Source organism: Pseudomonas sp. LS-2, assembly GCF_003605735.1.
In the GTDB taxonomy this organism is placed as follows: domain Bacteria; phylum Pseudomonadota; class Gammaproteobacteria; order Pseudomonadales; family Pseudomonadaceae; genus Aquipseudomonas.
The window spans coordinates 1-26,484 of the sequence record NZ_QXTJ01000038.1; the positions used below are offsets into that span (position 1 = coordinate 1).

The following is a 26,484-nucleotide window of genomic DNA, read 5'->3' on the forward strand; positions in this document are numbered from 1 at the left end:
TTTGCTGATTTAACGACTGCTGCGCAGCCGATCGCCGACAAGTCAGGCTCCTACGCCCTCCGGGCAGAATCAAAAGCTACGCCCTTCGGGCAGAATCAAAACCATGCCCTTCGGGCAGAATCAAAAGCCATGCCCTTCGGGCAGAATCAAAACCATGCCCTTCGGGCAGAATCAACAACCAGGCGCGCGGCACCGTAGCTTCTGCCCCAGGCGTGGGAGGCCGGCTTGCCGACGAGCTGGCGCCAAGCGGCANGGGTCAGGCAGACTGCATTTGCTGATTTAACGACTGCTGCGCAGCCGATCGCCGACAAGTCAGGCTCCTACGCCCTTCGGGCCGAATCAAAAGCTACGCCCTTCGGGCAGAATGAAAAAACCAGGCGCGCAGCACCGTAGCTTCTGCCGCAGGCGTAGGAGGCCGGCTTGCCGACGATCTGGCGCGAAGCGGCAGCACACACTGAGCATGCGGGGGTCAGGCAGACTGCATTTGCTGATTTAACGACTGCTGCGCAGCCGATCGCCGACAAGTCAGGCTCCTACGCCCTTCGGGCAGAATCAAAAACCAAGTCAGGCTCCTGCGCCCTTCGGGCAGATGCGGAATGTGCGAACAATAAAAAAACCGCCTGGCAATCACTCACCAGGCGGTTTTTTGGACGAACGCTTTATTGCAACTTACTTACCGGTCCACTCTTTAACGCGATCCGGGTGTTTGGCGACCCAGTCCTTGGCAGCCGCTTCAGGCTTGGCGCCGTCCTGGATGGCGAGCATGACTTCGCCGATTTCATCCTTGCTGGTCCACTGGAATTTCTTCAGGAAGTCAGCCACGTCAGGGGCCTTTTTGGCCAGCTCCAGGCTGCCGATGTTGTTAACGGTTTCAGCTGCACCGTAGACGCCTTTTGGATCTTCCAGGAACTTGAGTTTCCACTTGGCGAACATCCAGTGCGGTACCCAGCCGGTCACTGCGATGGATTCTTGCTTGTTCTCAGCGCGAGTCAGTTCGGCGATCATGCCGGCGCCGGAGCTCGCCTGAAGTTTGTAGCCGTCCAGGCCGTAATCCTTGATGGCCTGATCGGTCTTGATCATCACGCCCGAGCCTGCGTCGATACCCACGATCTTCTTCTTGAAGGACTCGTCGGTTTTCAGGTCGGCAACGGAGTTGGCTTTCACGTACTCAGGCACGATCAGGCCAATTTTCGCGTCCTTGAAGTTAGCACCGTAGTCGGTGACCTTGTCCTTGTTCTTGGTCCAGTATTCGCCGTGAGTCACTGGCAGCCAGGCAGACAGCATCATGTCCAGTTTGCCGGTGGCAACGCCCTGCCACATGATCCCGGCTGCGACAGCCTGCAATTTCACCGGATAACCCAGTTTTTCCTTGATCACTTCAGCGGCCACGTTGGTGGTCGCAACGCTGTCGGACCAGCCATCCACATAACCGATGCTCAGCTCCGGTTTTTCTGCGGCAAATGCCAGCGTGGAACTGATGGCCAGGGCCAGAGCGGCACCCGCACCCAGGATATTTCGAATCTTCATCGTTACTTCCCCGGTAGTCCTGAACCCGACGGCGGTCGGGAATCGTTAACGTTCTTATAAGGTCGCGACCTGCGCCCACGTTTGGCGCGTCGCGCACTTTTCACGCCTCAACCACTTGCCTGCGCAGCCGCACTCGCTGCGTGGACGAATCGATCATCAACCCCCACTGACCTTGTGCCTTTCCTGTCAGCGACACTCAGACAGCGGGAAACGACATCACCGGGCCATCAACGACAGACAGGTCGTAAAACGCGTGGCAGTCCGTCCGAAAATTGCATGGTTAAAGAAAAGCGGCCGCTGGACACGCTTGCGCAGGGGCGCGTTTGCTCTGGGCGGCACTGCGACGATTCGCGAACGTTCCATGGCTCGGACGTCGGCAGTGATCCGTTTTTTCGCGGGCAAGCGCGCGCCTGCAGGGTGCTAATATGCCGACCTCTGCCCCACCTCGGCCCGATCATGCCCGCTACCTCCCGCTCCCCTGTCGTCCTTTACCTGTTTTCCTGTCTGATTGCTCTGATCGCCCTGTGCGGTTATTGGTACTGGCTCGGCAAACCGGTGGTGCTGCCGGATGCCGCGACCCCGACACACAAGCTGCAATGCGCGTCCTACACGCCTTTCGACAAGGACCAATCGCCGTTCGATCAGCCGTTCACCTTACGCCCGGAGCGGATGGACGCCGACCTTGCTCTGCTGGCGACACGCTTCGAATGTATCCGCACCTATTCCATGACCGGACTGGAGGCGATCCCGGAATTGGCGCGCAAACACGGGTTGAAAGTGATGCTTGGCGCCTGGGTCAATGCCAACCCCACAGACACCGCCAAGGAAATCAACGCGCTGATCGCACAGGCCAATGCCTACCCGGATGTGGTTAGCGCCGTGATCGTCGGAAACGAGGTGTTGTTACGCAAGGAAGTGACCGGCGCGCAGTTGGTCAAACTCATCCGGCAGGTGAAAGCTCAGGTCAGGCAACCGGTGACCTATGCCGACGTCTGGGAATACTGGCTGCAATACCCTGAAGTCGCGCCCGCTGTGGACTTTCTGACCATCCATCTGCTGCCTTATTGGGAAGACGATCCCAAAGGGATTGACGCTGCGCTCGATCATGTCGCGCAGATCCGCCAGCTGTTCGGCAGCAAGTTCGCGCCCAAGGACGTGCTGATTGGCGAAACTGGCTGGCCTAGTGAAGGGCGTCAGCGGGAAACCGCGCTTCCGAGTCGCGTCAACGAGGCAAAATTCATTCGCAGTTTCGTCGCGATGGCCGAGCAGAACGGCTGGCGCTACAACCTGATCGAGGCATTCGACCAGCCCTGGAAGCGCGAGGCCGAAGGTGCGGTGGGGGGTTATTGGGGACTGTTCGACGCCGACCGGCAGGAAAAAGGTGTGTTGGCAGGGCCGGTATCGAACCTGCCTTACTGGCCATTCTGGCTGACAGTCAGCGGGATAATCGGTCTTGCGACTCTGGCGCTGGCTGGCAAGGGAGCGACACCCCGCAACGCACTGATCCTTCCGCTGCTGGCTGTGTTCGCCGGTTGTTGCATCGGCACATGGGGTGAGCTGGCGCGGGTGACCAGCCGTTTCGTTGGCGAATACATCTGGGCGGTGGCCCTGGTCGTGTTGAACCTGCTGGTGCTCGCCCACGCCGCATTGGCGCTGTCAGCGCAAACTGGCTGGCGGGGTCGCGCCTTTGTCTGGTTCGAATCCCGCGCAGGGTGGTGGTTGAGTGCCAGCGGATTCGCCGCCGCGGTGATGATGCTCGCGATGGTGTTCGACCCACGTTATCGCAGCTTCGCGACCCCGACCCTCTGGCTGCCTGCCCTCTTTTATCTGTTGCGACCGGTGAGCGCCCCGCGCCGGGAAATCGCGTTGCTGGCGTTTATCGTCGGCGCCGGGATCGTTCCGCAACTGTTCCGCGAAGGCCTGAGCAATCCGCAGGCCCTGGCATGGGCGGCCGTCAGCGTGCTGATGGCATTGGCGCTCTGGCGCAGTTTGCGTGCGCGCGTCGCCTCGGCGGTCAGCCGCACACCGCCACGGCCCGACCTAGAGCGCGTGCCGGGGTGACAGCAGGAGAAACACATTGTGTTACCGATGAGGCCATTCCAAAACAGAATACGGGTAACACGGAAACAGAATGGGCTGTGCCGCTGAATCGACGAAATCTGTATTTCTGACAAGACATTGATTTTAAAGGATTTAACAAAGTTGGCACGGCACCTGCTATATCTCCTGCACAACAAGAATAAAATGTGAAATCCCAATAAAAATAAGATGAATCGGCTCTGACATAACAAGAACAACGGCACAGAGACGCAGCCAACAGATTTTTTTGGAGTAGATGTGCTTTACCGAGGTCTTGGCCTCGCAGCCCGACAGAGAACAATAAAACTACCTTCAGGTAGCGTCCAGAACGGGTTGGATCTTCGCCACACGCGAATCGGATCGAAGCAGATAAGCGCTCAAAAAAATACGTTTGCTCTTGTATCCCGGATGGGGATCACTGAAGAACGCTGTGAAGGGAACGGTTGCCAAAAACAACAATAGACCGCCCTAAAACAATAAGAAAAGAGCACGTGCAACGATTTAAAGGGGAGCCTCGGCTCCCCTTTATGCTGTCTGCGATTTGGTTTTTGACCTTGTCGCTCCGCTGCTTCTCCTTGTAGCAGTCCGGCTTGCCGGCGGTGGCGATATCGAGAGCGTCCCCGCCGGCAAGCCGTACTGCTACAGAGAGCACACTATTCAGGGAGCCCGCACCAACCGCAACCCGGCAATCACCACCGCGAACACCGCAAGACTCGCCGTGTATAGCACCAGCGCCAGAATCCCCAGCAGCAAACCGATCCCTGCCAACACTCGGCCGATTCTGTGTGGCATGAAGAAGGCGATTGCTGAAGCGATCAACGCGCCCCAGCCAAATACCCCGAAGTGAATGAGCAGGCCGAGATTCGAGCGCACCAAGCATTGCCACTTCGACGTTTCATCAGCACACGCCCCGACCCATTGCACGTCCTCCATCAGCCCATAGCGCACGCCATAAACGGCAGCCAGCCACAGCGCCAGGACGACAAACGACACAACCAGCGGCACACGACGGGACACGGAAATCTCCAGCTCTGGAAAACGACACTCAGCATATCTCTGGCGTGCGGCACACGACACGCAAATCACATTTAAAGCACAAGCAGACACGCCAAAAGTGCCGAAACGTGTATTGTCGCCTAGGGTCTTTACACGGGCAGCTTGCCGCTGCGGCACTTTGGCACTACACCCGTGTCATAGCCTGCGTATTTCAACAGCACTTCTTTCCCAAGGGATTTAGTCATGCTCCGTTTTTTACGCCTCGCCGCCCTTTCCGGTGGCTTGTTCTTGAGTGCGTCCGTGATGGCGGTCGATGTCGATCCGTCCAGCTATGGCTACCCTCTGACCAACCCGTTCGAAGCGACCATCGCCACGACGCCCCCTGATTTGCGTGCGAAGGTTCCGGACGACGCCGACATCGATCAGGACGACTACAGCCTGACCCTGCGCCCGGATCGCGAGTTCACCCTGCCAGATAACTTCTGGGCGGTGAAAAAGCTGCGTTATCGTCTGGCCAAGCAAGACAAACCCGCGCCGTTGATCTTTCTCATCGCCGGCACTGGCGCCCCGTACAACAGCACGCTCAACGAATACCTCAAGCGTCTTTACTACGGAGCGGGTTACAACGTCGTACAGCTTTCGTCGCCGACCAGCTACGACTTCATGAGCGCCGCCTCACGCTTCGCCACCCCCGGCGTGACCACCGAAGACGCCGAAGATCTCTACCGCGTGATGCAGGCCGTGCGTGCCCAGCAGAGCAAACTGCAGGTGACCGAGTACTACCTCACCGGTTACAGCCTCGGCGCTCTGGATGCGGCATTCGTCAGCAAACTGGATGAAACCCGGCGCAGTTTCAATTTCAAGAAAGTCCTGCTGATCAACCCGCCGGTGAATCTCTACACCTCGATCACCAACCTGGACAAGATGGTGCAGACCGAGGTCAAGGGCATCACCAACAGCACCACTTTCTATGAACTGGTCCTGCAGAAGCTGACCCGTTACTTCCGCGAAAAAGGCTACATCGACCTCAACGATGCGCTGCTCTATGACTTCCAGCAGTCCAAGCAGCACCTGTCCAACGAACAGATGGCGATGCTGATCGGCACCTCGTTCCGCTTCTCGGCCGCCGACATCGCGTTCACCTCGGACCTGATCAACCGCCGTGGTCTGATTACCCCGCCGAAGACGCCAATCAGTGAAGGCACGAGCCTGACCCCGTTCCTCAAGCGCGCGTTGCAGTGCGATTTCGACTGCTACGTGACCGAGCAAGTGATTCCCATGTGGCGCGCCCGTACCGACGGCGGCAGCCTGTTGCAACTGGTGGACCAAGTGAGTCTGTACGCACTCAAGGATTACCTGACCAGCAGCAAGAAGATCGCCGTGATGCACAACGCCGATGACGTGATCCTGGGCCCTGGCGACCTCGGTTTCCTGCGCAAGACCTTTGGCGATCGCCTGACCGTTTACCCTTATGGCGGTCACTGCGGCAACATGAACTATCGCGTCAACAGCGACGCCATGCTGGAGTTTTTCCGTGGCTAAACGTCTATTGCTCATTGCCGCCCTGCTCTGCGCAGGCACCGTTCATGCGGCCGACGCGCCGATTGTCTCTCAGGCCGCCCCGGTCAATCGGGTGGACAATCCGGACGGTTTCACCGAACCCTTGAAGTCGCTGAAATTCAATCCCGGCCTGGACGCGCAGGAATTCGAGCGCTCGTCGCTCAATGCCCTCAACGTCTACGATCCGCTGGAGTCGTGGAACCGCAGGGTCTACCACTTCAACTATCGCTTCGATGAATGGGTATTCCTGCCGGTGGTCAACGGCTACAAATACATCACGCCAAGCTTCCTGCGCACGGGTGTCAGCAACTTCTTCAGCAACCTGGGCGACGTGCCCAATCTGCTGAACAGCCTGCTGCAGTTCAAGGGCAAGCGTTCGATGGAAACCACCGGCCGCCTGATCATCAACACCACGCTGGGCATTGCTGGCTTGTGGGACCCTGCCACGATGATGGGCCTGCCCAAACAGAGCGAGGACTTCGGTCAGACCCTGGGCTTCTATGGCGTACCAGCGGGGCCGTATTTCGTGTTGCCGATCCTCGGCCCTTCGAACTTCCGCGACACCGGTGGTCTGGTATTCGACTTCACCGCCGAATCGCAGATCAACTTCCTGAACGTTGCGCAGGTCAGCCAGGACCATCCGGAGCTGTACCTGCTGCGTGCCATCGACCGGCGCTACACCACCAGCTTCCGTTACGGCCAGATGGATTCGCCGTTCGAGTATGAGAAGGTGCGGTACGTGTACACCGAGGCGCGCAAGTTGCAGATTGGGGAATAGCCCCAGTCCCCTGTAGGAGCGCGCTTGCCCGCGATTGCACTCTTTCCGGCACCTCTTTGCCGACTGACAGAACGCTTTCGCGGGCAAGCGCGCTCCTACAATGCAGCGTCATAACAATCTATAAAGTCGATCAATCCCCCGCAAAATCGTCACCCATCCATCGCCTCAACAGGCATACCATAGGCGCCATTCCCACCTGTTCCGGAGTGAGCCTCATGACTCAATTACGCAAAGTGCTGTCGATCCAGGCCGGTCAGCCGACCTCGGATGGCGCGGGCGTCAAGCTGACTCGCGTCTTCGGCGGTCCCGGTGTCGAGCTGTTCGACCCGTTCCTGATGCTCGATGAATTCGGCTCGGACAAGCCTGACGACTACATCGCCGGTTTCCCCCCTCATCCGCACCGTGGTTTCGAAACCGTGACGTACATGCTCGAAGGCCGCATGCGCCACGAGGACCACATGGGCAATGTCGGTCTGCTGCAGGGCGGCGGCGTGCAATGGATGACCGCTGCGCGCGGCGTGATTCACAGCGAAATGCCCGAGCAGGAAGAAGGCGTGATGCGCGGCTTCCAGCTGTGGTTGAACCTGCCGGGCAAATCGAAGATGGGTGACGCCGGTTACGACGATATCCAGCCGGAGCGCATCCCGCGCATCACCACTCAGAATGGCGTCGAGGTGGTCGTGATCGCCGGGCATTTCGACGATGGCCAGACCCAGCAGGCGGGTGTGGTGCAGCGCCCGGACACTGAGCCGCAGTATTTCGATTTCCACATGCCGGCAGGGGCACAGATAAGCCCGCGTGTTCCGCAAGGCCACCGCGTGCTGTTGTACGTGTATGAAGGTGAAGTCGAGATGGCGGGGCAACCGCAGAAACTGGGCAAGAGCCGTCTGGCCAGACTCTCGGAAACCGGCGAATTGCAGCTGAGCACTGCAAGCGGCGCCCGAGTGTTATTGATCGCCGGCAAACCGTTGGGTGAACCGATCGTGCAGTACGGGCCGTTCGTGATGAACAGCCGTGAAGAGATCGAACAGGCCCTGCGCGATTTTCGCGATGATCGCCTGACGGCCTGAGTCGCTGTCCTCTAATGCTGTAGCAGTCCGACGTGCCGGCGGCGGCGCATTCAATACGCCACCGCCGGGCAGCCGTACCGCTACAGGCGCTGTGCGCCCTCAGCCGCGCTTCTTGTACAGCTTCGGTTCGCCCGGCGGTCGGCTCTTGAAACGTCGGTGAGCCCACAAATACTGCTCTGGACACGCCGTCACCGCGCGCTCGACCCACTGATTGATGCGTATGCAATCGGCCTCATCGCTCTCGCCGGGGAAGTTCTCCAGCGGCGGGTGAATCACCAGTTTGTAGCCACTGCCGTCCGCCAGGCGCTCTTGCGTGAACGGCACCACCAACGCGCGACCCAGCGTTGCGAACTTGCTGGTGGCTGGCACCGTGGCGGCCGGAATGCCGAACAGCGGCACGAAGATGCTCTGCTTGGCGCCGTAGTCTTGATCCGGTGCATACCAGATCGCCCGGCCCTTGCGCAGTTGTTTGATCATCCCGCGCACGTCCTCGCGTTCGACGGCGATGGAATCCCTGTTATGCCGCTCCCGCCCGCGACGCTGAACGTAGTCGAACAGCGCATTCTTGTGCTCGCGGTACATGCCATCGATGGTGTGCTGCTGACCGAGCAGCGCCGCGCCGATCTCCAGCGTGGTGAAGTGCAGCGCCATGAGAATCACGCCCTGCCCGTCAAGATGCGGTTGCTTGAGGTGCTGCAGGCCTTCGATATGCGCGAGTTTCGCCAGGCGTTGCGGGCTCCACCACCAGCTCATCGCCATCTCGAAAAACGCGATGCCGGTGGACGCGAAGTTTTCCTTGAGCAGGCGTTTGCGCTCGGCTTTGGAATAGTGCGGAAAGCACAATTCCAGGTTACGGGCCGCGATGATCCGCCGATCGGTCGCGAAGTAGTACATGATCCCGCCAAGCACCCGACCGATGGCGACCAGCACGCGAAACGGCAACTGCACGATCAACCAGAGCAAGCCCAGCCCCAGCCAGAGCGGCCAGAAGCGCGGGTGAAGAAATTGAGCTCGAAAACGCGGGCGATCCATTACAGCTTCCGTCAGGGCAAAGGCGGGCATTCTACATCGGTTCGACGGGATCGGTGACGCTTCGTCAGTTGCGGCTCCCTTGCGACTCGCGGGCGTTCTCGTTATAAGTCTCGGCACTTTTAGCGACAAGCCGCTGTATGCCGACATGAGCCAAATCGAATTGAAAGACAAGGAACCGGTGTTCCAGTTGAAGGGCAGCATGCTGGCCATTACCGTACTGGAACTGGCCCGCAACAACCTCGAAGCGCTGGATCGTCAACTGGCGGCAAAAGTCGCTCAGGCGCCGAATTTCTTCAGCAATACCCCGCTGGTGCTGGCGCTGGACAAACTGCCACCCAACGAAGGCGCGATCGATCTGCCGGGGATGATGCGCATCTGCCGTCAGCACGGTCTGCGCACCCTGGCCATCCGTGCCAACCGGATCGAAGACATCGCGGCGGCCATCGCCATCGACCTGCCCGTCCTGCCACCCTCTGGTGCCCGGGAAAGATCGCTCGATCCGACGGAAGGCGAAGTGAAGAAAAAGCCGGAAGTGATCGCCAAACCACCCGAGCCGCTGATCAAGCCGACCAAGATAATCACGGCTCCCGTGCGCGGCGGTCAGCAGATTTATGCGCAGGGCTCTGATCTGGTGGTGATTTCCTCGGTCAGCCCCGGCGCGGAACTTCTCGCCGATGGCAACATCCATGTGTATGGTCCCATGCGGGGCCGGGCACTGGCAGGCATCAAAGGCGATACCAAAGCGCGGATTTTCTGCCAGCAAATGGTGGCCGAACTGGTCTCCATCGCCGGGCAATACAAGGTTTCCGAAGACTTGCGCAGAGATCCTCTGTGGGGGGCCGGGGTACAGGTCAGTCTGTCCGGCGACGTGTTGAACATCACCCGTCTTTAACGGATACTGCGCCATTTTCAAAGCCACTCTGATTCGTCGCGAAAACGATGCAAAGGGAAAGGAAATCCGTTTATTTGTCGGTTTTTCTCGAATCATGATCCCGATACGGGTTCTGGTTTGCACCGCTGCTCGGGTACCGCTGCGTCATGAGGGGCTCTTCAGGGACAAAAAAGTCCTTTTCCTCTAGGGGTGATTCACCTTGGCCAAGATTCTCGTGGTTACATCCGGCAAGGGTGGTGTGGGCAAGACCACCACCAGCGCCGCTATCGGTACCGGCCTCGCTCTGCGCGGCCACAAAACAGTCATCGTCGACTTCGACGTGGGTCTGCGTAACCTTGACCTGATCATGGGTTGTGAGCGTCGCGTCGTTTATGACTTCGTCAACGTGGTCAACGGCGAAGCCAACCTGCAACAGGCCCTGATCAAGGACAAGAAGATCGAAGGCCTGTACGTACTGGCCGCCAGCCAGACCCGTGACAAGGAAGCGCTGACCAAAGACGGCGTGGAAAAAGTCCTGATGGAACTCAAGGAATCCTTCGAGTACATCGTCTGCGACTCCCCAGCCGGTATCGAAACGGGCGCTCACCTGGCGATGTACTTTGCCGACGAAGCAATCGTCGTGACCAACCCGGAAGTCTCCTCGGTACGTGACTCGGACCGCATGCTGGGCCTGCTGGCCAGCAAATCGCGCCGCGCCGAGCGTAACGAAGACCCGATCAAGGAACACCTGCTTCTGACCCGCTACAACCCTGAGCGCGTGAGCAAGGGCGAAATGCTGGGCGTGGAAGACGTCAAGGAAATCCTCGCTGTGACCCTGCTGGGCGTGATCCCGGAATCCCAGGCCGTGCTGAAGGCTTCCAACCAGGGCGTGCCGGTCATCCTCGACGATCAGAGCGACGCTGGCCAGGCCTACAGCGATGCCGTCGACCGCCTGTTGGGCAAAGACCGCGAGCATCGCTTCCTGGACGTACAGAAAAAGGGATTTTTCGAACGTCTGTTCGGGGGTAATTAATGAGTATTTTTGACTTCTTTCGTGCCAACAAAAAGCCCAGCACCGCGTCGGTAGCGAAAGAGCGTCTACAGATCATCGTGGCGCACGAACGCGGCCAACGCAGCACCCCGGACTACCTGCCAGCCTTGCAGAAGGAACTGGTCGAGGTGATTCGCAAGTACGTCAATATCGGCAACGATGACGTGCATGTCGCCCTGGAAAACGACGGCAGCTGCTCGATTCTGGAACTCAATATCACCCTGCCTGATCGTTGATCGAAAAGGCAGTCGCCACGGCGGCTCGTTTGCCATGATCCTTTCGCGGGGTGGTGGTGAACGAGCCGCCGTTGGCGTTTGTTATGCGCCTGTTTTTTAGCTACGAGACTGATCGATGCCGCTGTCCAATGTTCACATTCTCCATCAGGACGATGCCGTACTGGTGGTGAACAAGCCCACCCTGCTGCTCTCGGTGCCCGGCCGCGCCGACGACAACAAGGACTGCCTGATTACCCGTCTGCAGGAAAACGGCTACCCGGAGGCGCGGATCGTTCACCGGCTGGACTGGGAAACGTCTGGCATCATCCTGCTGGCGCGCGATGCCGATACACATCGTGAGCTGTCTCGGCAGTTTCACGACCGGGAAACCGAAAAAGCCTACACCGCGTTGGCTTGGGGGCAGCCCGAGCTGGACAGTGGCAGCATCGATCTGCCGTTGCGTTACGACCCGCCAACCAAGCCGCGACATGTGGTCGATCACGAGTTTGGCAAGCATGCGTTGACGTTCTGGAAGGTGCTGGAGCGGTATGACACCCACTGCCGGGTGGAACTGACGCCGATTACCGGGCGTTCGCATCAGTTGCGGGTGCACATGCTGTCGATCGGGCATCCGCTACTGGGGGACGGCTTGTATGCGCATCCCGAGGCACTGGCGGCGTACCCGCGGTTGTGTCTGCATGCGAGCATGTTGACCTTTACCCACCCGGGGACGGGTAAGCGATTGCGGTTTGAGTGTCCTGCGCCGTTTTGATGGGGTTGTGGGGCACGCGGGATTGCTACAGGCGCACTCGCCGCAGCCCGGATTGGCCTGTAAACTCCCGCCATTGCTGTCTGGAGTAACTTATGCGCGAAGAGTTGAACCAAGGCCTGATCGACTTCCTCAAGGCCTCTCCCACCCCGTTTCATGCCACCGCAAGCCTGGTACAACGTCTGGAAGGCGCCGGTTATCAGCGCCTCGACGAGCGTGAGCCTTGGCACACCGAAACCGGCGGCCGCTACTACGTCACCCGTAACGACTCTTCCATCGTCGCCTTCAAACTGGGGCGCCTGTCGCCGCTGATCGGCGGTATCCGCCTGGTCGGCGCTCACACCGACAGCCCCTGCCTGCGCGTCAAGCCGCAGCCTGAATTGCAACGTCAGGGCTTCTGGCAACTGGGGGTCGAAGTCTATGGTGGCGCCCTTCTGGCCCCTTGGTTCGACCGCGACCTGTCGCTGGCCGGCCGTGTCACCTTCCGTCGAGACGGCAAGGTCGAAAGCCAACTGATCGATTTCAAGCTACCGATTGCCGTGATCCCGAACCTGGCGATCCACCTCAATCGCACCGCCAACGAAGGCTGGCCGATCAACCCGCAGAACGAACTGCCGCCGATCCTCGCCCAGGTGGCGGGCGATGAGCGCGCTGACTTCCGCGCGCTGCTCACCGACCAACTGGCCCGTGAGCACGGCCTGAACGCCGATGTGGTACTCGATTACGAGTTGAGCTTCTACGACACCCAAAGCGCTGCAGTCATCGGCCTGAACGGCGACTTCATCGCGGGGGCGCGTCTGGACAACCTGCTGTCGTGCTTCGCGGGCCTGCAAGCGCTGCTCAACGCCGATGGCGACGAGACCTGCCTGCTGATCTGCACTGACCACGAAGAAGTTGGCTCGACCTCGGCCTGTGGCGCCGACGGTCCGATGCTCGAACAAGTGCTGCAACGCCTGCTGCCGGAAGGCGACGACTACGTACGCACCATCCAGAAGTCGCTGCTGATCTCCGCTGACAACGCCCACGGTGTTCACCCGAACTATGCCGACAAGCACGACGGCAATCACGGCCCGAAACTCAACGCGGGTCCGGTGATCAAGGTCAACACCAACCAGCGCTACGCCACCAACAGCGAAACCGCCGGGTTCTTCCGTCATCTGTGCATGGCTGAGGAAGTACCGGTGCAAAGCTTCGTGGTCCGTACCGACATGGCGTGCGGTTCGACCATCGGCCCGATCACTGCCGGGCATCTGGGCGTGCGCACCGTGGACATCGGCCTGCCGACCTTTGCCATGCACTCGATCCGCGAGCTGGCGGGCAGCCAGGACCTGGCGCATCTGGTGAAGGTATTGTCAGCGTTTTATGCGAGCACCGAGCTCCCATAAGCACCCCACATCTGTATAGCCGGCTTGCTGGCGAACGCGATAGGTCAGTCGCAAATAGGTCGACTGACTCCCCGCCTTCGCCAGCCAGTCGGCTCCCACGGACTTCGGCCAGAATAAAAAGCCCGAACCACACTTCAATCCCGCTTCTGCCGAAGGCGTGGGAGGTCGCCGCGGTGGCGCTCCACCTTGTCGGCGATCTGCCGGGCACCGGCAGTAAGATCAGCCAGCTCGCTTCATCAGGCACACCGCATGCGCAGGTTTTGCTGCCGCTGCGCGCCAGATCGCCGACAAGGTGGAGCGCCACCCCGGCGACCTCCCACGCCCTCCGGGCAGAAGCTGTTCGACGTCTCCTGCAATACCGCAGCTTTGTGGCCTACCGGGCTTTTTAATTGAGCCAAAACATCGTAGGAGCGCGCTTGCCCGCGATTGCGGTGGGTCAGTCGACGTCAATGTGACAGACCTTGCGCCTTCGCCAGCAAGCCGGCACACAGAAAACGCGTCCAATCACACACCTGCCACCTGACCCTCTGAAAAATCCGGCCTAGACTCTCTGTATCTGTCCCCAACAGAGAGTCAGTCATCATGGACGAGTATTTTTCCCTTCTGATTCCAGTCGTCGTTGGCATGCTGTTGCTGTGCGTTGGCTTCAGTTACCGCGAGTACCGCAGCGGCGTGGCGTCGATTACGCTGGGTATGCTGCTGATGCTCGGCACCGCCGCCGTCCAGATCCTGGAAAAGCTCACGTGAGGCGATGAAGGCCGCAGTCGTTGGGAGTCGCCGCACAAAATGCTACTCGCCAATGCCAGGCGTCACTCGTAAACTCACCAGTCCTGCCTGAACGTCCCGGCTGGCCTCGCGCGGCCGCGTCAGGTGCCTGTCGATTCGAGGTTCATTGCCTGGTGATTGTTTCTGCCCGCCTGTCCGTCCTGCCGCGTCTGTTACTGATTTGTCTGCTGGCATTGTTTCCCTTCGCACTGACTGAGGCCGCGGGTCTTCCTAGTCTGCTGAGCGGTCAGAACGCCCAGCCTCAGGCGCAGGAACCGCTGGGGCAGTCGCTGGACGAGGTGATTACCTCGCTGGAGAACGATCAACAGCGCAGCAAACTGCTGGATGACCTGAAGAAGCTGCGCGATGCCACCAAAAAGGCCCAGCCCACTGCCGAGCAAGGCGTGCTGGGGCTGATCGGCAGTACGATGTCCGAGTTCGAAAAACAGTTCACCGGCGAGGACAGCCCCCTCAGTCGCTGGAGCGATGAGGTGTCGCTGGCGGAGCAGGAGTTGATCGCGCTGATGCTCCCGGCCAACCAGTGGTGGCCGATCATCTTCAGCTTTGCCGTGGTTATAGCCTTGTGGAGTCTGCTGGCCGCCGCGCTGATCTGGCTCAGTCATCGAGTGCGCGTGCGCTTCGGTCTGTCCGAAGAACTGCCACAACACCCACGTCCCACGGACATGCTGCGCTTCGCTTTGCGTAAACTCGGGCCGTGGCTGATCGCGCTGGTGATCACGGTCTACCTCAGTTATTCCCTGCCGCCGTCGCTGGGGCGCGACCTGGCGATGGTCCTGGCCTACGCGCTGGTTGTGGGCACGTTGTTTTCGGCGATCTGCGTGATTGCCTTCTCGCTGCTCGACGGCCCGCACCGGCATCAGGCGTTGCATATTCTGCGACATCAGGCGTTTCGTCCGCTGTGGTGGATCGGCAGTTTTGCCGCCTTCGGTGAAGCGCTCAGCGACCCGCGACTGGTGGCGAGCCTTGGCGTGCATCTGGCGCACACCGCCGCGACGCTCGCCAACGTCATGGCAGCTGTCTCCACCGGGCTGTTCATCATCCGTTTCCGCCGGCCGATCGCTCACCTGATGCGCAACCAGCCGCTGTCCAGACGTCTCAAGCGCCGTGCCCTGAGCGACACCATCGAGATTCTGGGCAGCTTCTGGTACTTGCCGGCGCTGGTGTTGGTGGGTGTTTCCCTGTTCGCCACCTTCTTCTCGGCGGGCGACACCAGCACGGCCTTGCGCCAGTCGCTGATTTGCACCGTGTTGCTGGTGTTGTGCATGGTGATCAATGGGCTGGTGCGTCGACACTCGCAGAAACCCTCCCACGGCCACAAGCGCCACGCCCTCTATTCGGACCGCTTGAAGAGCTTCTTCTACACCGTCGCACATCTGCTGGTATGGCTGCTGTTCATCGAACTTGGCCTGCGGGTGTGGGGCCTGTCGCTGATTCGTTTTTCGGAGGGTGAAGGCCACGACATCAGCGTGCGCGTCATGGGTCTGGCGACCACGTTGATGTTCGCCTGGCTGATCTGGATTCTGGCGGATACCGCGATTCACCACGCCCTCACCCGTTCGCGCAAAGGCCTGGCCAACGCACGGGCGCAAACCATGATGCCGCTGATCCGCAACGTGCTGTTCGTGACCATTTTCATCATTGCGCTGATCGTCGCGCTGGCGAACATGGGGATGAACGTCACGCCGCTGCTGGCCGGTGCCGGTGTGATCGGTCTGGCCATCGGTTTCGGTGCCCAGTCGCTGGTGGCGGATTTGATCACCGGCCTGTTCATCATCATCGAAGACTCACTGGCCATCGACGATTACGTGGACGTCGGCGGGCATCTGGGGACGGTCGAAGGGCTGACCATTCGCACCGTGCGCCTGCGGGACATCGACGGCATCGTTCACACCATCCCGTTCAGCGAGATCAAGAGCATTCAGAACTACTCGCGCGAATTCGGCTACGCGATCTTCCGCATTGCCATTCCGTCGAGCATGAACATCGACGACGCGCTGAAGATGATCCGCGACGTCGGCCAGAAAATGCGCACCGATCCGTTGCAGCGCCGCAATATCTGGTCGCCGCTGGAGATTCAGGGGGTAGAGAGTTTCGAGTCGGGCAATGCGATTTTGCGTGCGCGCTTCAAGACCGCGCCGATCAAGCAATGGGAGGTATCCCGGGCCTTCAACCTGTCGCTCAAGCGCTATCTGGACGAAGCCGGCATGGACCTGGCGACACCGCGCCTGAATGTGCAGGTCAGCACCAGCGGCGGCAGCGTGAGTGGGATTCGCGGGAAGAAGGACGAGTCGGCGGTGTGAGATTCCCCGACATCCTGTAGCCGTCCGGCTTGCCGGCGGTGGGCTGCGAAGCAGTCGTAAACCTGAAATCGCCGATGTGTCAGATGCAACGCACTGGCAGGATTACGACCGGTGCCCGGCCGACCGTCCGCAAGCCGGACGGCTACAGGGGCGCGGCGTCCGTTACGGCGCAGCCGACGCCGTCTTGCTGCCTTCAGCCATCGCCGCAAACCGCGTTTTGTTGGCGGCGTAGTAAGCGGCGACGACTTTCTCAGGCGAGTTTCCCGGCTCCCGCGCTTCGGACATCATCTTTTGCAGGTCAGCCTGGGGGATGGAGTAATGAGAGAAGAACTGCGCCACTTTCGGGTATTGCTCGCTGAAGCCTTTGCGGGCCACGACATGAATCTGCTCCACGCCGCCGAACAAGTGTTCCGGATCGTCGAGATAGCGCAGCGGGTACTTGGCGAACATCCAGTGCGGGCTCCAGGCGTTGACCAGTGACCATTTACCGCGTTTGAGGTTACGGTCCAGCTCGCTGAGCATCCCGCTCTCCGAAGACGCGACCATCTTGTAACCGACGATTTTCTTTTCGTTGAGCACTTTTTCGGTCAGCTTGTACTGCCCGTTGCCCACTTCGGAGGTGAGGATCTTGCCGTCGAACTTCTGCGCAGTCCCCGGCTTGTTCAGGTCCGCCAGGCTGGAAACCTCACTGGCTGGCACGATGTCCGGCACCGCCATGCCAATGCGCCCCTCGTACAGCACGCCCAGATCTTCGAGCTTGTCCTTGTACTTGTCGTAGAAGGCCTTGTGCGTCCCCGGCAACCAGACCATCGGGATCAGGTCGATATTGCCGTTGGCCATGGCCTGAAACTGAATGCCAATGTCGGCCATGATCAGCTTGACCGGCTGTTTCAACTGATCTTCCAGCACAACGTTGGCCAGCTTGACGGCAATTTCGGTGTCCGACCAATTGACCCATCCGATGCGAACGGGCGGCGGGTCTGCCGCTTGAGTCAACAGACTCACCGAGGTCAAGGCAAGCCCTGCCAACCAACCAATACGTTTTTTCTTATACGGCGAATAAGCATCCATCGTGCATCTCCCCTGTCGTGTATGGGTGTTTCCGGGTGTGGCAGTGAAAGTGGTGAATCGCCAGTCTTGGCCAGCTGATCGGCCGATAGTAGCCACACAAGGAGTGTGGGCGCAAGGGAAATGTACACATGCGTCATCGACGCTTGACACACATGTACATTCCTCCTAGTTTTGCCTCAAACCAAGCCTGATGTTCCCCTCCAGGAGCGCACCACGATGTCGACCGACCCGCTGCTGCAGCCTTATAAGATCAAGAACCTGACCCTGCGCAACCGCATCATCACCACGTCTCACGAACCGGCCTATCCGGTCGATGGCATGCCCAAGGATCTGTACCGGGCCTATCACGTCGAACGCGCGAAGGCCGGTGTCGCGTTGACCATGACAGCGGGTTCGGCAGCCGTGTCTCGTGACAGCCCGCCCGTTTTCAACAACGTGCTGGCGTACAAGGATGAGGTGGTCGGCTGGCTCAAGGACCTCACCGACGAATGCCATGAACACGGCGCGGCGGTGATGATTCAACTGACGCACCTGGGCCGTCGCACGCGCTGGGACAAGGCCGACTGGCTGCCGGTGGTTTCGCCGTCCCATCGACGCGAGGCCTCGCACCGTTCATTCCCCAAGAAGCTGGAAGACTGGGATATCCAGCGCATCATCAAGGACTACATAGACGCCGCCGAACGCATGAAAGCAGCAGGCATGGACGGTCTGGAGCTTCAGGCGTACGGCCATCTGATGGACCAGTTCTGGTCGCCGCTGACCAACGACCTCGAAGGCGAATACGGCGGCTCGCTGGAGAACCGTCTGCGCTTCACTTTCGACATCCTGCGTGGCATCCGCAAGCAATGCGGCGAAGACTTCCTGCTGGGCGTGCGCTACACCGGCGATGAGGATTTGCCGGGCGGGTTCGGTGCCGAAGAAGGCATCGCCATCTCGCACATGCTCAAGGACAGCGGGCTGGTGGATTTCCTGAACGTCGTCAAAGGCCATATCGACACCGATGCGGGGCTGACCGATGTCATCCCGATCCAGGGCATGCGTAATTCGCCGCACCTGGACTTTGCCGGAGAGATCCGCGCCGCGACCGGATTTCCCACCTTTCATGCGGCGAAGATTCCTGACGTCGCCACCGCCCGTCACGCGATCGCGTCCGGCAAGGTCGACATGGTTGGCATGACCCGCGCGCACATGACTGACCCGCACATCGTGCGCAAGATCATCGAAAAGCGTGAGGAAGAGATTCGCCCATGCGTGGGCGCCAACTATTGTCTGGACCGCATCTATCAAGGCGGCGCGGCGTACTGTATCCACAATGCCGCGACCGGTCGCGAGACCACCATGCCTCATGAGATTCCCAAGGCTGCCGCCCCACGCAAGGTGGTGGTCATCGGCGCGGGCCCCGGAGGGCTGGAAGCGGCGCGTGTTGCAGCCGAACGCGGGCACGACGTTACGGTGCTGGAAGCGGCCGATCAGCCGGGCGGGCAGATTCGCCTGACGTCATTGAGCGAACGACGCCGCGAGATGATCAGCATCATCGACTGGCGCATGGCGCAATGCGAACGCATGGGTGTGAAGTTTCAGTTCAACACGTGGGCTGAGGCGCAAACCGTTCTGGATCAGGAACCGGACGTGGTCATCGTCGCCACCGGTGGTTTGCCGGACACCGAAGTGTTGAAGGAAGGCAACGAATTGGTGGTCTCGGCCTGGGACATCATTTCCGGGGACGCGAAACCGGGCAAGAACGTGCTGATTTTCGATGACGCGGGCGATCACGCGGCATTGCAAGCGGCGGAAGTCATCGCCCAGAGCGGTGCACACCTGGAAATCGTCACGCCGGACAGGTCCTTCTCACCGGAAGTCATGGCGATGAATCTGGTGCCGTACATGCGCAGCCTGCAGGATCTGGACGTGGTCTTCACCGTGACCTATCGGGTGGAATCCGTGCAACGGCGCGACGGCAAACTGGCCGCGATCTTCGGCAGCGACTACGGCAAGGTCAACAAGGAGCGCATCGTCGATCAGGTGGTGATCAACCACGGCACACTGCCGCTGGATGATCTGTATTTCGAACTTCGTCCGCTCTCCAGCAATGGCGGCGCGGTGGAGCAACACGACCTGATCGCGGGCAACGTGCAGAATCTGGTGACCCATCCGGATGGGCGTTTTCAGTTGTTCCGAATCGGGGACGCCGTGGCGGCGCGTAATACGCACGCGGCCATCTACGATGCGCTGCGGTTGATGAAGGATCTTTAGAAGCTTTGCAGGAGCGCGCTTGCCCGTGATAACGGTTTGTCTGCACCGGATGCGGTGGCTGACACGCCGCAATCGCGGGCAAGCGCGCTCCTACAAAGGAGTGAGCTGCTCGCGATAACGGTTTGTCTGCACCGGCTGCGGTGGCTGACACACCGCTATCGCGAGCAAGCTCACTCCTACAAATGTCACATATCCTGCGAGCGACCGGGGTCACATGCCTCTGCGTGCGACCTCTGCGCCGGCCTGCACCGCCTCGCCGATCATGCCTTCAAACCCCGCATCCATCAGGCTCTGCAAGGCAGCCGCAGTGACGCCTTTATAAGCCACCAATGAATCGATCAGGTCCTGGGGCTCGGTCTTGTTCAGCAACTGGCTGGCATTGAGGACCACGCCTCGTGCAGCGCTTCGGGCGATGTCTTCAGGGATTCCCGCCGCCACCGCCTGATGGGCAAGCGCCGTCATCAACAACGCCGGAAACGCCGGGCCTGTGCCCGACAATGCGCTCAGATAATCGATGGCATCTTCGCTCGGCACTCGACTTGCGGTCCCCACGCACGCAAGCAACCCCTGTATGAAATCGACCTCGGACGCCGACAGATCATGGGCGCAGTGCCAGGGCGTGAACGATTGTCTGATCTCGACGGCAGCGTTGGCCATGGCCCTGACGATCAACGACGCTCCGGTGACCTGACCGATCACCTGTGAAGGCACGCCCGCCATCAGCGAAATCACGCGCTTGCCCGTGGCATCAATGTTCAGCGCCTTGAATTGCTCGGGACGCACCGACAGGATCAACGTGTCGCACGCATCCACAAGCCCCTGATTGTCAGCCATCAAACGAGCGCCGGTTTTTTCCAGCGGATGACTGCCCGAGCGATTGGACAGAAGCAGCCGGTCGGCCTCGATGAACCCCGTGTCCATCAATGCCTCGGCGAGCGCGCCGCCCAACCAGCCCGTACCGCCAATGATGCCGATGCGCTCAGTTCGCACCGGCGTTTTCCTCGAAAGTATCGGCCAGCGGAACGAACTCACCCGGGGCTTTTTCGGCATAACCGAACGTGCCGTAAAACCGGTCCAGCTCGCGCTTCTTCGGCGACTTGCCGGTAAAAATCGCGACGTAGTGAGGGATGCGTCGGAAGCGCTCGGTGATGTCTTCTGTGGTTTTCATCGAGATGTAACCGATCTGCGTCAGATAAATCGTGCGAGCGCGAGTGTCGGCAGCGTCCTGTTCATAGCCGAAGCGCCTGAACATCGCCGCCAGTGCACTGATACGGGCGTCATCCGCGGCGGCGATTTCCTGAGTGACCTCTTCGGACTGCAAGGCCCAGCTGCGCACGGCAAATTCGAACTGCGAATCGAACACCTCGGGGTTCAGCCAGCACTCGAAGACGTTGAGGATCGCTTCGGTGATGTTTTCAGCGTAGCTTTCGGACTGCTTGACCATCCCGCCGGTGTTCTTGTCCTTCCAGCGCGCGAGCAAGGCAGCGAGTAACTGTTCGCGGTCCTGGTAGAACCAGTAGAAACTGGTGCGCGAGAGGTTCAGGCGTTTGGCGAGCGGCATCACGCGAACGGCATCGACACCGGATTCCTTCAAGGCTTCATAAGCCGCTTCGAGCCAGCCTTCAGGCGAGCCTCGCCAGCCGGAATCCTGGGATTTGCCTCGTTCCTTGCCTGATACCGACATCTGATGTCGCCTTTGTTCGAAATTAAGTGAATGAACTGTACGCGCCTGATTCCTTGATGTACATCCGTGTACATTCAAGTGACGCTCAGCCTCCCCCAACTGTCGACTTTCGGCATGCCGCGTTCACCCCTGTAGCAGTCCGGCTCGTCGGCCATGGCGATTCTGAGTGCGTTACCGCCGGCTAGCCGAATTGCTACAGGAAGTTGTGTTGAAGCGTACTCAAACATCCCCCACCACCGCGCTCACATGAATCGCGTCGTGCCGCCAGTACTCCAGATCGCAGTCGATCAATCGTCCGCGCTGGTCATGGTTGACCCTGGCAATGCGCAGGCCGGGGCTGCCAATCGACACTTTCAACGCCGCCGCCGCTTCGACCGGCAACGCGGTGGGCACCATCTCGAAACGCACCTGGCCGTAACCAATGTCGTAATAGCGGGCATACAGCTCGGTCAGCGACTGATTCAGGTCGAAATCCAGAATCTGCGGAAAGTAGTCGGGGTTGAGGTAATGCTCGACGTAGAGCACCAATCGCTCATCAATGCGCCGTGCGCGGCAGATCTGGATCACGCTGGATAATGCAGGCAATTGCAGCAGGCCACAGATGGCCGCCGATGCTGGCTGTAACCTGGCCGAGATCACCTGAGTCGCCGGCACCCGCCCTTGCGCCTGAACCATGGCGTGAAAGTGGCTGCGACGCATCAGGTCGTAGGCCAGCCGTGGCGGCGAGATGAACCAGCCCCTTCGCTCCTCGCGATAGATCAGGCCCTGTGCTTCCAGCTGCACCAGCGCCTCACGCAATGTAATGCGCGTGGTGTCGAATACCTCACTCAGCTTGCGCTCGGCAGGCAGTTTGCTGCCGGGCGGCAAAAGGCCGTGTTCGATCTGCTCCTGCAAGGCATTGCAGATGGTCGTCACCGCTCGAGGCACTTCTTGGCGCATCACGTTACCTATCTGGACTAGACCAGCGCTATTTGGGGGCAAGGTCTACAGCTCAATGGCCTGTTTCAGTGCTCTAGAGCCTAGGCAGCGTAGATGACTGTTACGTGACAATCCAGCCCGAAACCCCAGCCAAACCTTGCGATAAAAAGAGATAAGCCTTTTCAGATCAGTTATTTGGGCATGGTCTACGCTTACCCCACGGCCATACCGTCCGCCTGCCAGGCTCAGAGCAAAAGTCGGTCCAGACACGAAAGTGTCATGTGAGTCGCCTAACTTGGCTCAGGTATTGCTGACCTAGACCAACCCACCCGCAACGAGCATTTCACCGACCCTTTCCTACATAACGTCGAGAAGTGCACCAAAGGAGCTTCGAATGAAACACCTTTTGCTGGCATCACTCCTGGGTTCGGCCATTGCGCTGAGCACTTCGGCCATGGCCGCCGATATCAAGGATCTGGAAGCCGCCGCCAAAACCGAAGGCGCGGTCAATAGTGTTGGCATGCCCGACGACTGGGCGAACTGGAAAGGCACCTGGACCGACCTGACCGCCAAGTACGGTCTGGTGCACATGGACACCGACATGAGTTCGGCTCAGGAAGTGGCCAAGTTCGACGCGGAAAAAGACAACGCCAGCGCCGATATCGGTGACGTCGGCGCGGCCTTCGGCCCTATCGCGGTCACCAAGGGCGTGACCCAGCCATACAAACCGACCACCTGGGATCAGGTTCCGGACTGGGCCAAGGACAAGGACGGTCACTGGGCACTGGCCTACACCGGCACCATCGCCTTCATCGTCAACAAAAAGCTGCTGCACGGCTCCGAAGTCCCCACCAAGTGGGCTGACCTCAAAGACGGCAAGTACAAGGTCACCATCGGTGACGTGAGCACCGCCGCTCAGGCAGCCAACGGCGTACTGGCCGCTGCCATTGCCATGAAAGGTGACGAAACCAACATCGCGCCGGGCCTTGCGCTGTTCACCGAACTGGCAAAACAGAAGCGTCTGGGCATCAACAACCCAACCATTCAGACCATGGAAAAAGGCGAAGTCGAAGTCGGCGTGGTATGGGACTTCAACGGTCTGAGCTACAAGGCCAAGATGGCCAACCCGGATGACTACGTCGTGCTGATTCCGTCCGACGGCTCGGTGATCTCCGGCTACACCACCATCATCAACAAATACGCCAAGCACCCGAACGCCGCCAAGCTCGCGCGCGAATACATCTTCAGCGACGCCGGTCAGATCAACCTGGCCAATGGCAACGCCCGTCCGATCCGTGCCGAGCACCTGAAACTGCCACCGGAAGTGCAGGCCAAGCTGCTGCCTAACGAGCAATACAAGAACGTCACCCCGATCAAAGACCCTGCAGCCTGGGAAAAGACCTCCAAAGCCCTGCCTCAGCAGTGGAACGAGCAGGTTATCGTCGAGATGCAATAACACTCCGAAGGCGCTTCAAGGATGAAGCACCTTTTTTGGGAGACCGAAATCCTGCTTCTGCCCGAAGGGCGTGGGAGCTTGGCTTGCCAGCGATCTAGCGCGCAGCGGTAGTAAAACCAGTCACCTCCGTGTGTCAGGTGTATTGCATGCTCAGGTTTTGCTGCCGGTGCCCGGCAGATCGCCGGCAAGCCAGGCTCCCACGCCCTCCGGGCAGAATCAAAAACACCTGGTCCGCATCGTCCCGGAGCGAGTATGAAACACAACGTCATCCTGATCCTGCTGGACGGCCTGAGCTACAGCGTGGCACAGCATGCGATGGGGCATCTGCTGGCGTACCGGAACGTGGGCCGGGCCGCCTTGTACAAACTGGAATGCGAGTTGCCGGCGCTTTCCCGCCCGCTGTACGAATGCATCCTGACCGGCGTTGCGCCTATCGACAGCGGCATTGTGCACAACCATGTTTCGCGTCTATCCAACCAGCGCAGCGTGTTTCACTACGCCGCAGCAGCCGGACTGAAAACGGCCGCCGCCGCTTATCACTGGGTCAGCGAGCTGTACAACCGCAGCCCGTTCATCGCCGGCCGTGACCGACATACCGACGACGCCGACCTGCCAATCCAGCACGGTCATTTCTACTACGTCGATCATTACCCCGATTCCCACCTGTTCGACGATGCCGAGCATCTGCGAACAGCGCACCAACCGAATCTCCTGTTCATTCACCCGATGAACATCGATGACGCCGGCCACAAGCACGGCCTCGACACCCCGCAATACCGCAACAGCGCGCGCTCGGCCGACATCATTCTCGCCGAGTATCTGCAGTGCTGGCTGGACGCCGGCTATCAAGTGTTGGTGACTGCCGACCACGGCATGAACAATGACCGCTCACACAACGGCATCCTCCCCGAAGAGCGCGAAGTGCCGCTGTTCGTCATCGGTGACGCCTTCAGTCTCGACCCCGACGCGCAACCGAAACAGACCGAGATCTGCGGCACGGTCTGCGAACTGCTCGGCGTGCCCCACGACAAACCCGTCTGCAGAGAGGTGCTCAAGTGAATTCACAGAGTCGCGGCAAATGGCTGGGGCTGTTGTGCCTGGTGCCGTTTGCGATTTTCTTCATCGCATTTCAGATCGCGCCGCTGGCCTGGGTCGCGATCAACAGCCTGCATTCGGACACGGGCTGGGGCGTGGATAACTTCATCAAGGCGTTCAATTCACGCTTCTACCGACAGGCCATGCAATACAGCCTGGAGATCAGTTTCTGGTCGAGTCTGATCGGCATCGTCATCGCCATCCTGGGCAGTTATTCGCTGCGCAAAGTGCCGTCGCGTCTGCGGGATTTCGTCAGCGCCTTCGCCAACATGACCAGCAACTTCTCCGGCGTGCCACTGGCCTTCGCGTTCATCATTCTGCTGGGTTTCAACGGCGCGCTGACCCTGATCCTCAAACAAGCCGGAATCATCGACGACTTCAACCTGTACTCGAAAACAGGGCTGATCATCCTCTACACCTACTTCCAGATTCCCCTCGGCGTCCTGCTGCTGTATCCGGCCTTCGACGCCCTGCGCGAGGACTGGCGCGAATCGGCTTCGTTGCTCGGCGCCAGCACCTGGGATTTCTGGCGCCACATCGGCATTCCCGTGCTGACGCCCGCACTGCTCGGCACCTTCGTGATCCTGCTGGCCAACGCCCTGGGCGCCTATGCGACGGTCTATGCCCTGACCACCGGTAACTTCAACGTGCTGCCGATCCGCATCGCCGCCATGGTTGCCGGCGATATCAGTCTGGACCCGAACCTGGCGAGCGCCCTGGCGATGATTCTGGTGGGCATGATGACGCTGGTGACCATCGTCCATCAGTGGCTGTTGAAGAGGAGCTACCATGTCTCGCGCTGAACGCGGCCCGGCCGGGCTCTACCACCGCGTGGTGGTGTACATCCTGTTTCTGATTCTGCTGGCGCCACTGCTTGGAACGTTCGTCTACTCGATTGCCACCAGTTGGTCGGCGACGATTCTGCCTGCCGGCCTGACCTACAAATGGTATCTGGCGCTGTGGAGCGATCCGCGCTTTCTGATCGCCTTCGGGCAGTCGCTGCTGGTCTGCGTGGGCGCGCTGATTCTCTCGATAGTGCTGATTCTGCCGCTGCTGTTCGTGGTGCATTACCACTTCCCGAAACTCGATGCGCTGATGAACATTCTGATCCTGCTGCCGTTCGCGGTCCCGCCCGTGGTGTCGTCGGTGGGGCTGTTGCAGCTCTACGGTTCGGGGCCGCTGGCGATGGTCGGTACGCCGTGGATTCTGATCGGCTGCTACTTCACCATCGCCCTGCCCTTCATGTACCGCGCAATCACCAACAACCTTCAGGCAATCAATCTGGTGGACCTGATGGACGCCGCGCAATTGCTCGGCGCCAGCACCTTTCAGGCGGCGTTTCTGGTGGTACTGCCCAACCTGCGCAAGGGCTTGATGATTGCCCTGCTGCTGTCGTTCTCCTTCCTGTTCGGCGAGTTCGTGTTCGCCAACCTGCTGGTCGGCACGCGCTACGAAACCCTGCAGGTGTACCTCAACAACATGCGCAACAGCAGCGGCCACTTCAACAGTGCGCTGGTGATCTCTTATTTCTTCTTCGTATTGCTGCTGACCTGGGCGGCCAACCGACTGAACAAGGACAAAGACTGAT

The 26,484-nt window shown here is 59.9% G+C and carries 24 protein-coding genes; 17 read left to right on the plus strand and 7 right to left on the minus strand.

Annotation, left to right across the window (positions count from 1 at the left end):
• On the plus strand, positions 1-198 hold a 198-nt coding region (locus D3M70_RS32380; protein WP_218568444.1), incomplete at its 5' end, for a hypothetical protein.
• A gap of 471 nt (positions 199-669) precedes the next feature.
• Here the strand turns inward: D3M70_RS32380 and D3M70_RS20575 are convergent.
• A complete protein-coding gene (locus D3M70_RS20575) occupies positions 670-1,527 on the minus strand; it encodes a glycine betaine ABC transporter substrate-binding protein (protein WP_120127508.1) in 858 nt (285 codons plus the stop codon).
• Between the two features lie 456 nt (positions 1,528-1,983).
• Between D3M70_RS20575 and D3M70_RS20580 the strand changes: the two genes are divergently transcribed.
• Positions 1,984-3,588, plus strand: a complete 1,605-nt coding sequence (locus tag D3M70_RS20580) for a glycosyl hydrolase family 17 protein (protein WP_120127509.1) — start codon at positions 1,984-1,986, stop codon at positions 3,586-3,588.
• A 675-nt stretch (positions 3,589-4,263) separates the two neighbouring features.
• Here D3M70_RS20580 and D3M70_RS20585 read toward each other — a convergent pair.
• Entirely contained in the window at positions 4,264-4,623 is a 360-nt protein-coding gene (locus D3M70_RS20585) for a hypothetical protein (protein ID WP_120127510.1), read from the minus strand.
• Between the two features lie 222 nt (positions 4,624-4,845).
• Between D3M70_RS20585 and D3M70_RS20590 the strand changes: the two genes are divergently transcribed.
• From D3M70_RS20590 to D3M70_RS20600, 3 genes are all read left to right on the plus strand, one after another.
• Positions 4,846-6,144, plus strand: a complete 1,299-nt coding sequence (locus tag D3M70_RS20590; RefSeq protein WP_120127511.1) for a serine/threonine protein kinase — start codon at positions 4,846-4,848, stop codon at positions 6,142-6,144.
• Complete coding sequence (locus D3M70_RS20595; RefSeq protein ID WP_120127512.1) at positions 6,137-6,940, plus strand: VacJ family lipoprotein; 804 nt, start codon at positions 6,137-6,139, stop codon at positions 6,938-6,940. Before D3M70_RS20590 ends, D3M70_RS20595 begins: the two co-directional genes overlap by 8 nt.
• Before the next feature lie 215 nt (positions 6,941-7,155).
• Positions 7,156-8,010 (plus strand): pirin family protein, encoded by an 855-nt coding sequence (locus D3M70_RS20600; RefSeq protein WP_120127513.1) that lies wholly within the window; start codon positions 7,156-7,158, stop codon positions 8,008-8,010.
• 99 nt (positions 8,011-8,109) lie between these two features.
• On the opposite strand, the gene D3M70_RS20605 is transcribed toward D3M70_RS20600, so the two are convergent.
• The gene (locus tag D3M70_RS20605; RefSeq protein ID WP_120127514.1) at positions 8,110-9,042 is read right to left on the minus strand and encodes a lipid A biosynthesis lauroyl acyltransferase; all 933 of its coding nucleotides are present in this window, start codon (positions 9,040-9,042) and stop codon (positions 8,110-8,112) included.
• 145 nt (positions 9,043-9,187) lie between these two features.
• Here D3M70_RS20605 and minC point away from each other — a divergent pair, with 145 nt between their 5' ends.
• From minC to D3M70_RS20635, 7 genes are all read left to right on the plus strand, one after another.
• On the plus strand, positions 9,188-9,934 hold the full coding sequence (gene minC, locus D3M70_RS20610) for a septum site-determining protein MinC (RefSeq protein WP_120127515.1): 747 nt from the start codon (positions 9,188-9,190) through the stop codon (positions 9,932-9,934).
• A 199-nt stretch (positions 9,935-10,133) separates the two neighbouring features.
• Positions 10,134-10,946, plus strand: coding sequence for a septum site-determining protein MinD (gene minD / locus D3M70_RS20615; RefSeq protein WP_081565987.1), 813 nt, complete (start codon positions 10,134-10,136; stop codon positions 10,944-10,946).
• Positions 10,946-11,200 (plus strand): cell division topological specificity factor MinE, encoded by a 255-nt coding sequence (gene minE, locus D3M70_RS20620; RefSeq protein WP_037013831.1) that lies wholly within the window; start codon positions 10,946-10,948, stop codon positions 11,198-11,200. The genes minD and minE overlap by 1 nt, the downstream gene beginning before the upstream one ends.
• Positions 11,201-11,315: 115 nt before the next feature.
• Positions 11,316-11,951 (plus strand): RluA family pseudouridine synthase, encoded by a 636-nt coding sequence (locus tag D3M70_RS20625; RefSeq protein ID WP_120127516.1) that lies wholly within the window; start codon positions 11,316-11,318, stop codon positions 11,949-11,951.
• Positions 11,952-12,043: 92 nt separating this feature from the next.
• Positions 12,044-13,333, plus strand: coding sequence for a M18 family aminopeptidase (locus D3M70_RS20630; RefSeq protein ID WP_120127517.1), 1,290 nt, complete (start codon positions 12,044-12,046; stop codon positions 13,331-13,333).
• A gap of 582 nt (positions 13,334-13,915) precedes the next feature.
• Positions 13,916-14,080, plus strand: coding sequence for a hypothetical protein (locus tag D3M70_RS32055; protein ID WP_165869858.1), 165 nt, complete (start codon positions 13,916-13,918; stop codon positions 14,078-14,080).
• A 152-nt stretch (positions 14,081-14,232) separates the two neighbouring features.
• Positions 14,233-16,419: a mechanosensitive ion channel family protein gene (locus D3M70_RS20635; RefSeq protein ID WP_256659941.1), complete on the plus strand. Its 2,187-nt coding sequence runs from the start codon at positions 14,233-14,235 to the stop codon at positions 16,417-16,419.
• Positions 16,420-16,581: 162 nt separating this feature from the next.
• Here D3M70_RS20635 and D3M70_RS20640 read toward each other — a convergent pair whose 3' ends face one another.
• Entirely contained in the window at positions 16,582-17,490 is a 909-nt protein-coding gene (locus tag D3M70_RS20640) for a glycine betaine ABC transporter substrate-binding protein (protein WP_120127518.1), read from the minus strand.
• A gap of 216 nt (positions 17,491-17,706) precedes the next feature.
• Between D3M70_RS20640 and D3M70_RS20645 the strand changes: the two genes are divergently transcribed.
• The gene (locus D3M70_RS20645) at positions 17,707-19,743 is read left to right on the plus strand and encodes an NADH:flavin oxidoreductase (protein WP_120127519.1); all 2,037 of its coding nucleotides are present in this window, start codon (positions 17,707-17,709) and stop codon (positions 19,741-19,743) included.
• A 210-nt stretch (positions 19,744-19,953) separates the two neighbouring features.
• Here the strand turns inward: D3M70_RS20645 and D3M70_RS20650 are convergent, their stop codons facing one another.
• The 3 genes from D3M70_RS20650 to D3M70_RS20660 all read right to left on the minus strand — a co-directional run bounded on the left by D3M70_RS20650 (position 19,954) and on the right by D3M70_RS20660 (position 22,366).
• Entirely contained in the window at positions 19,954-20,733 is a 780-nt protein-coding gene (locus D3M70_RS20650) for a pyrroline-5-carboxylate reductase (RefSeq protein WP_256659942.1), read from the minus strand.
• Complete coding sequence (locus tag D3M70_RS20655) at positions 20,723-21,427, minus strand: TetR/AcrR family transcriptional regulator (RefSeq protein WP_120127521.1); 705 nt, start codon at positions 21,425-21,427, stop codon at positions 20,723-20,725. The genes D3M70_RS20650 and D3M70_RS20655 overlap by 11 nt, the downstream gene beginning before the upstream one ends.
• 219 nt (positions 21,428-21,646) lie before the next feature.
• Complete coding sequence (locus D3M70_RS20660; protein WP_120127522.1) at positions 21,647-22,366, minus strand: UTRA domain-containing protein; 720 nt, start codon at positions 22,364-22,366, stop codon at positions 21,647-21,649.
• A 373-nt stretch (positions 22,367-22,739) separates the two neighbouring features.
• Between D3M70_RS20660 and D3M70_RS20665 the strand changes: the two genes are divergently transcribed.
• From D3M70_RS20665 to D3M70_RS20680, 4 genes are all read left to right on the plus strand, one after another.
• Positions 22,740-23,801: an ABC transporter substrate-binding protein gene (locus D3M70_RS20665; protein ID WP_120127523.1), complete on the plus strand. Its 1,062-nt coding sequence runs from the start codon at positions 22,740-22,742 to the stop codon at positions 23,799-23,801.
• A gap of 252 nt (positions 23,802-24,053) precedes the next feature.
• Positions 24,054-24,860 carry an alkaline phosphatase family protein gene (locus tag D3M70_RS20670; RefSeq protein ID WP_120127524.1) on the plus strand — a complete coding sequence of 269 codons (807 nt, stop codon included), beginning with the start codon at positions 24,054-24,056 and terminating at the stop codon, positions 24,858-24,860.
• Positions 24,857-25,699 carry an ABC transporter permease subunit gene (locus D3M70_RS20675; protein ID WP_120127525.1) on the plus strand — a complete coding sequence of 281 codons (843 nt, stop codon included), beginning with the start codon at positions 24,857-24,859 and terminating at the stop codon, positions 25,697-25,699. Before D3M70_RS20670 ends, D3M70_RS20675 begins: the two co-directional genes overlap by 4 nt.
• A complete protein-coding gene (locus D3M70_RS20680; protein WP_120127526.1) occupies positions 25,686-26,483 on the plus strand; it encodes an ABC transporter permease in 798 nt (265 codons plus the stop codon). Before D3M70_RS20675 ends, D3M70_RS20680 begins: the two co-directional genes overlap by 14 nt.
• Position 26,484: the final 1 nt, after the last annotated feature.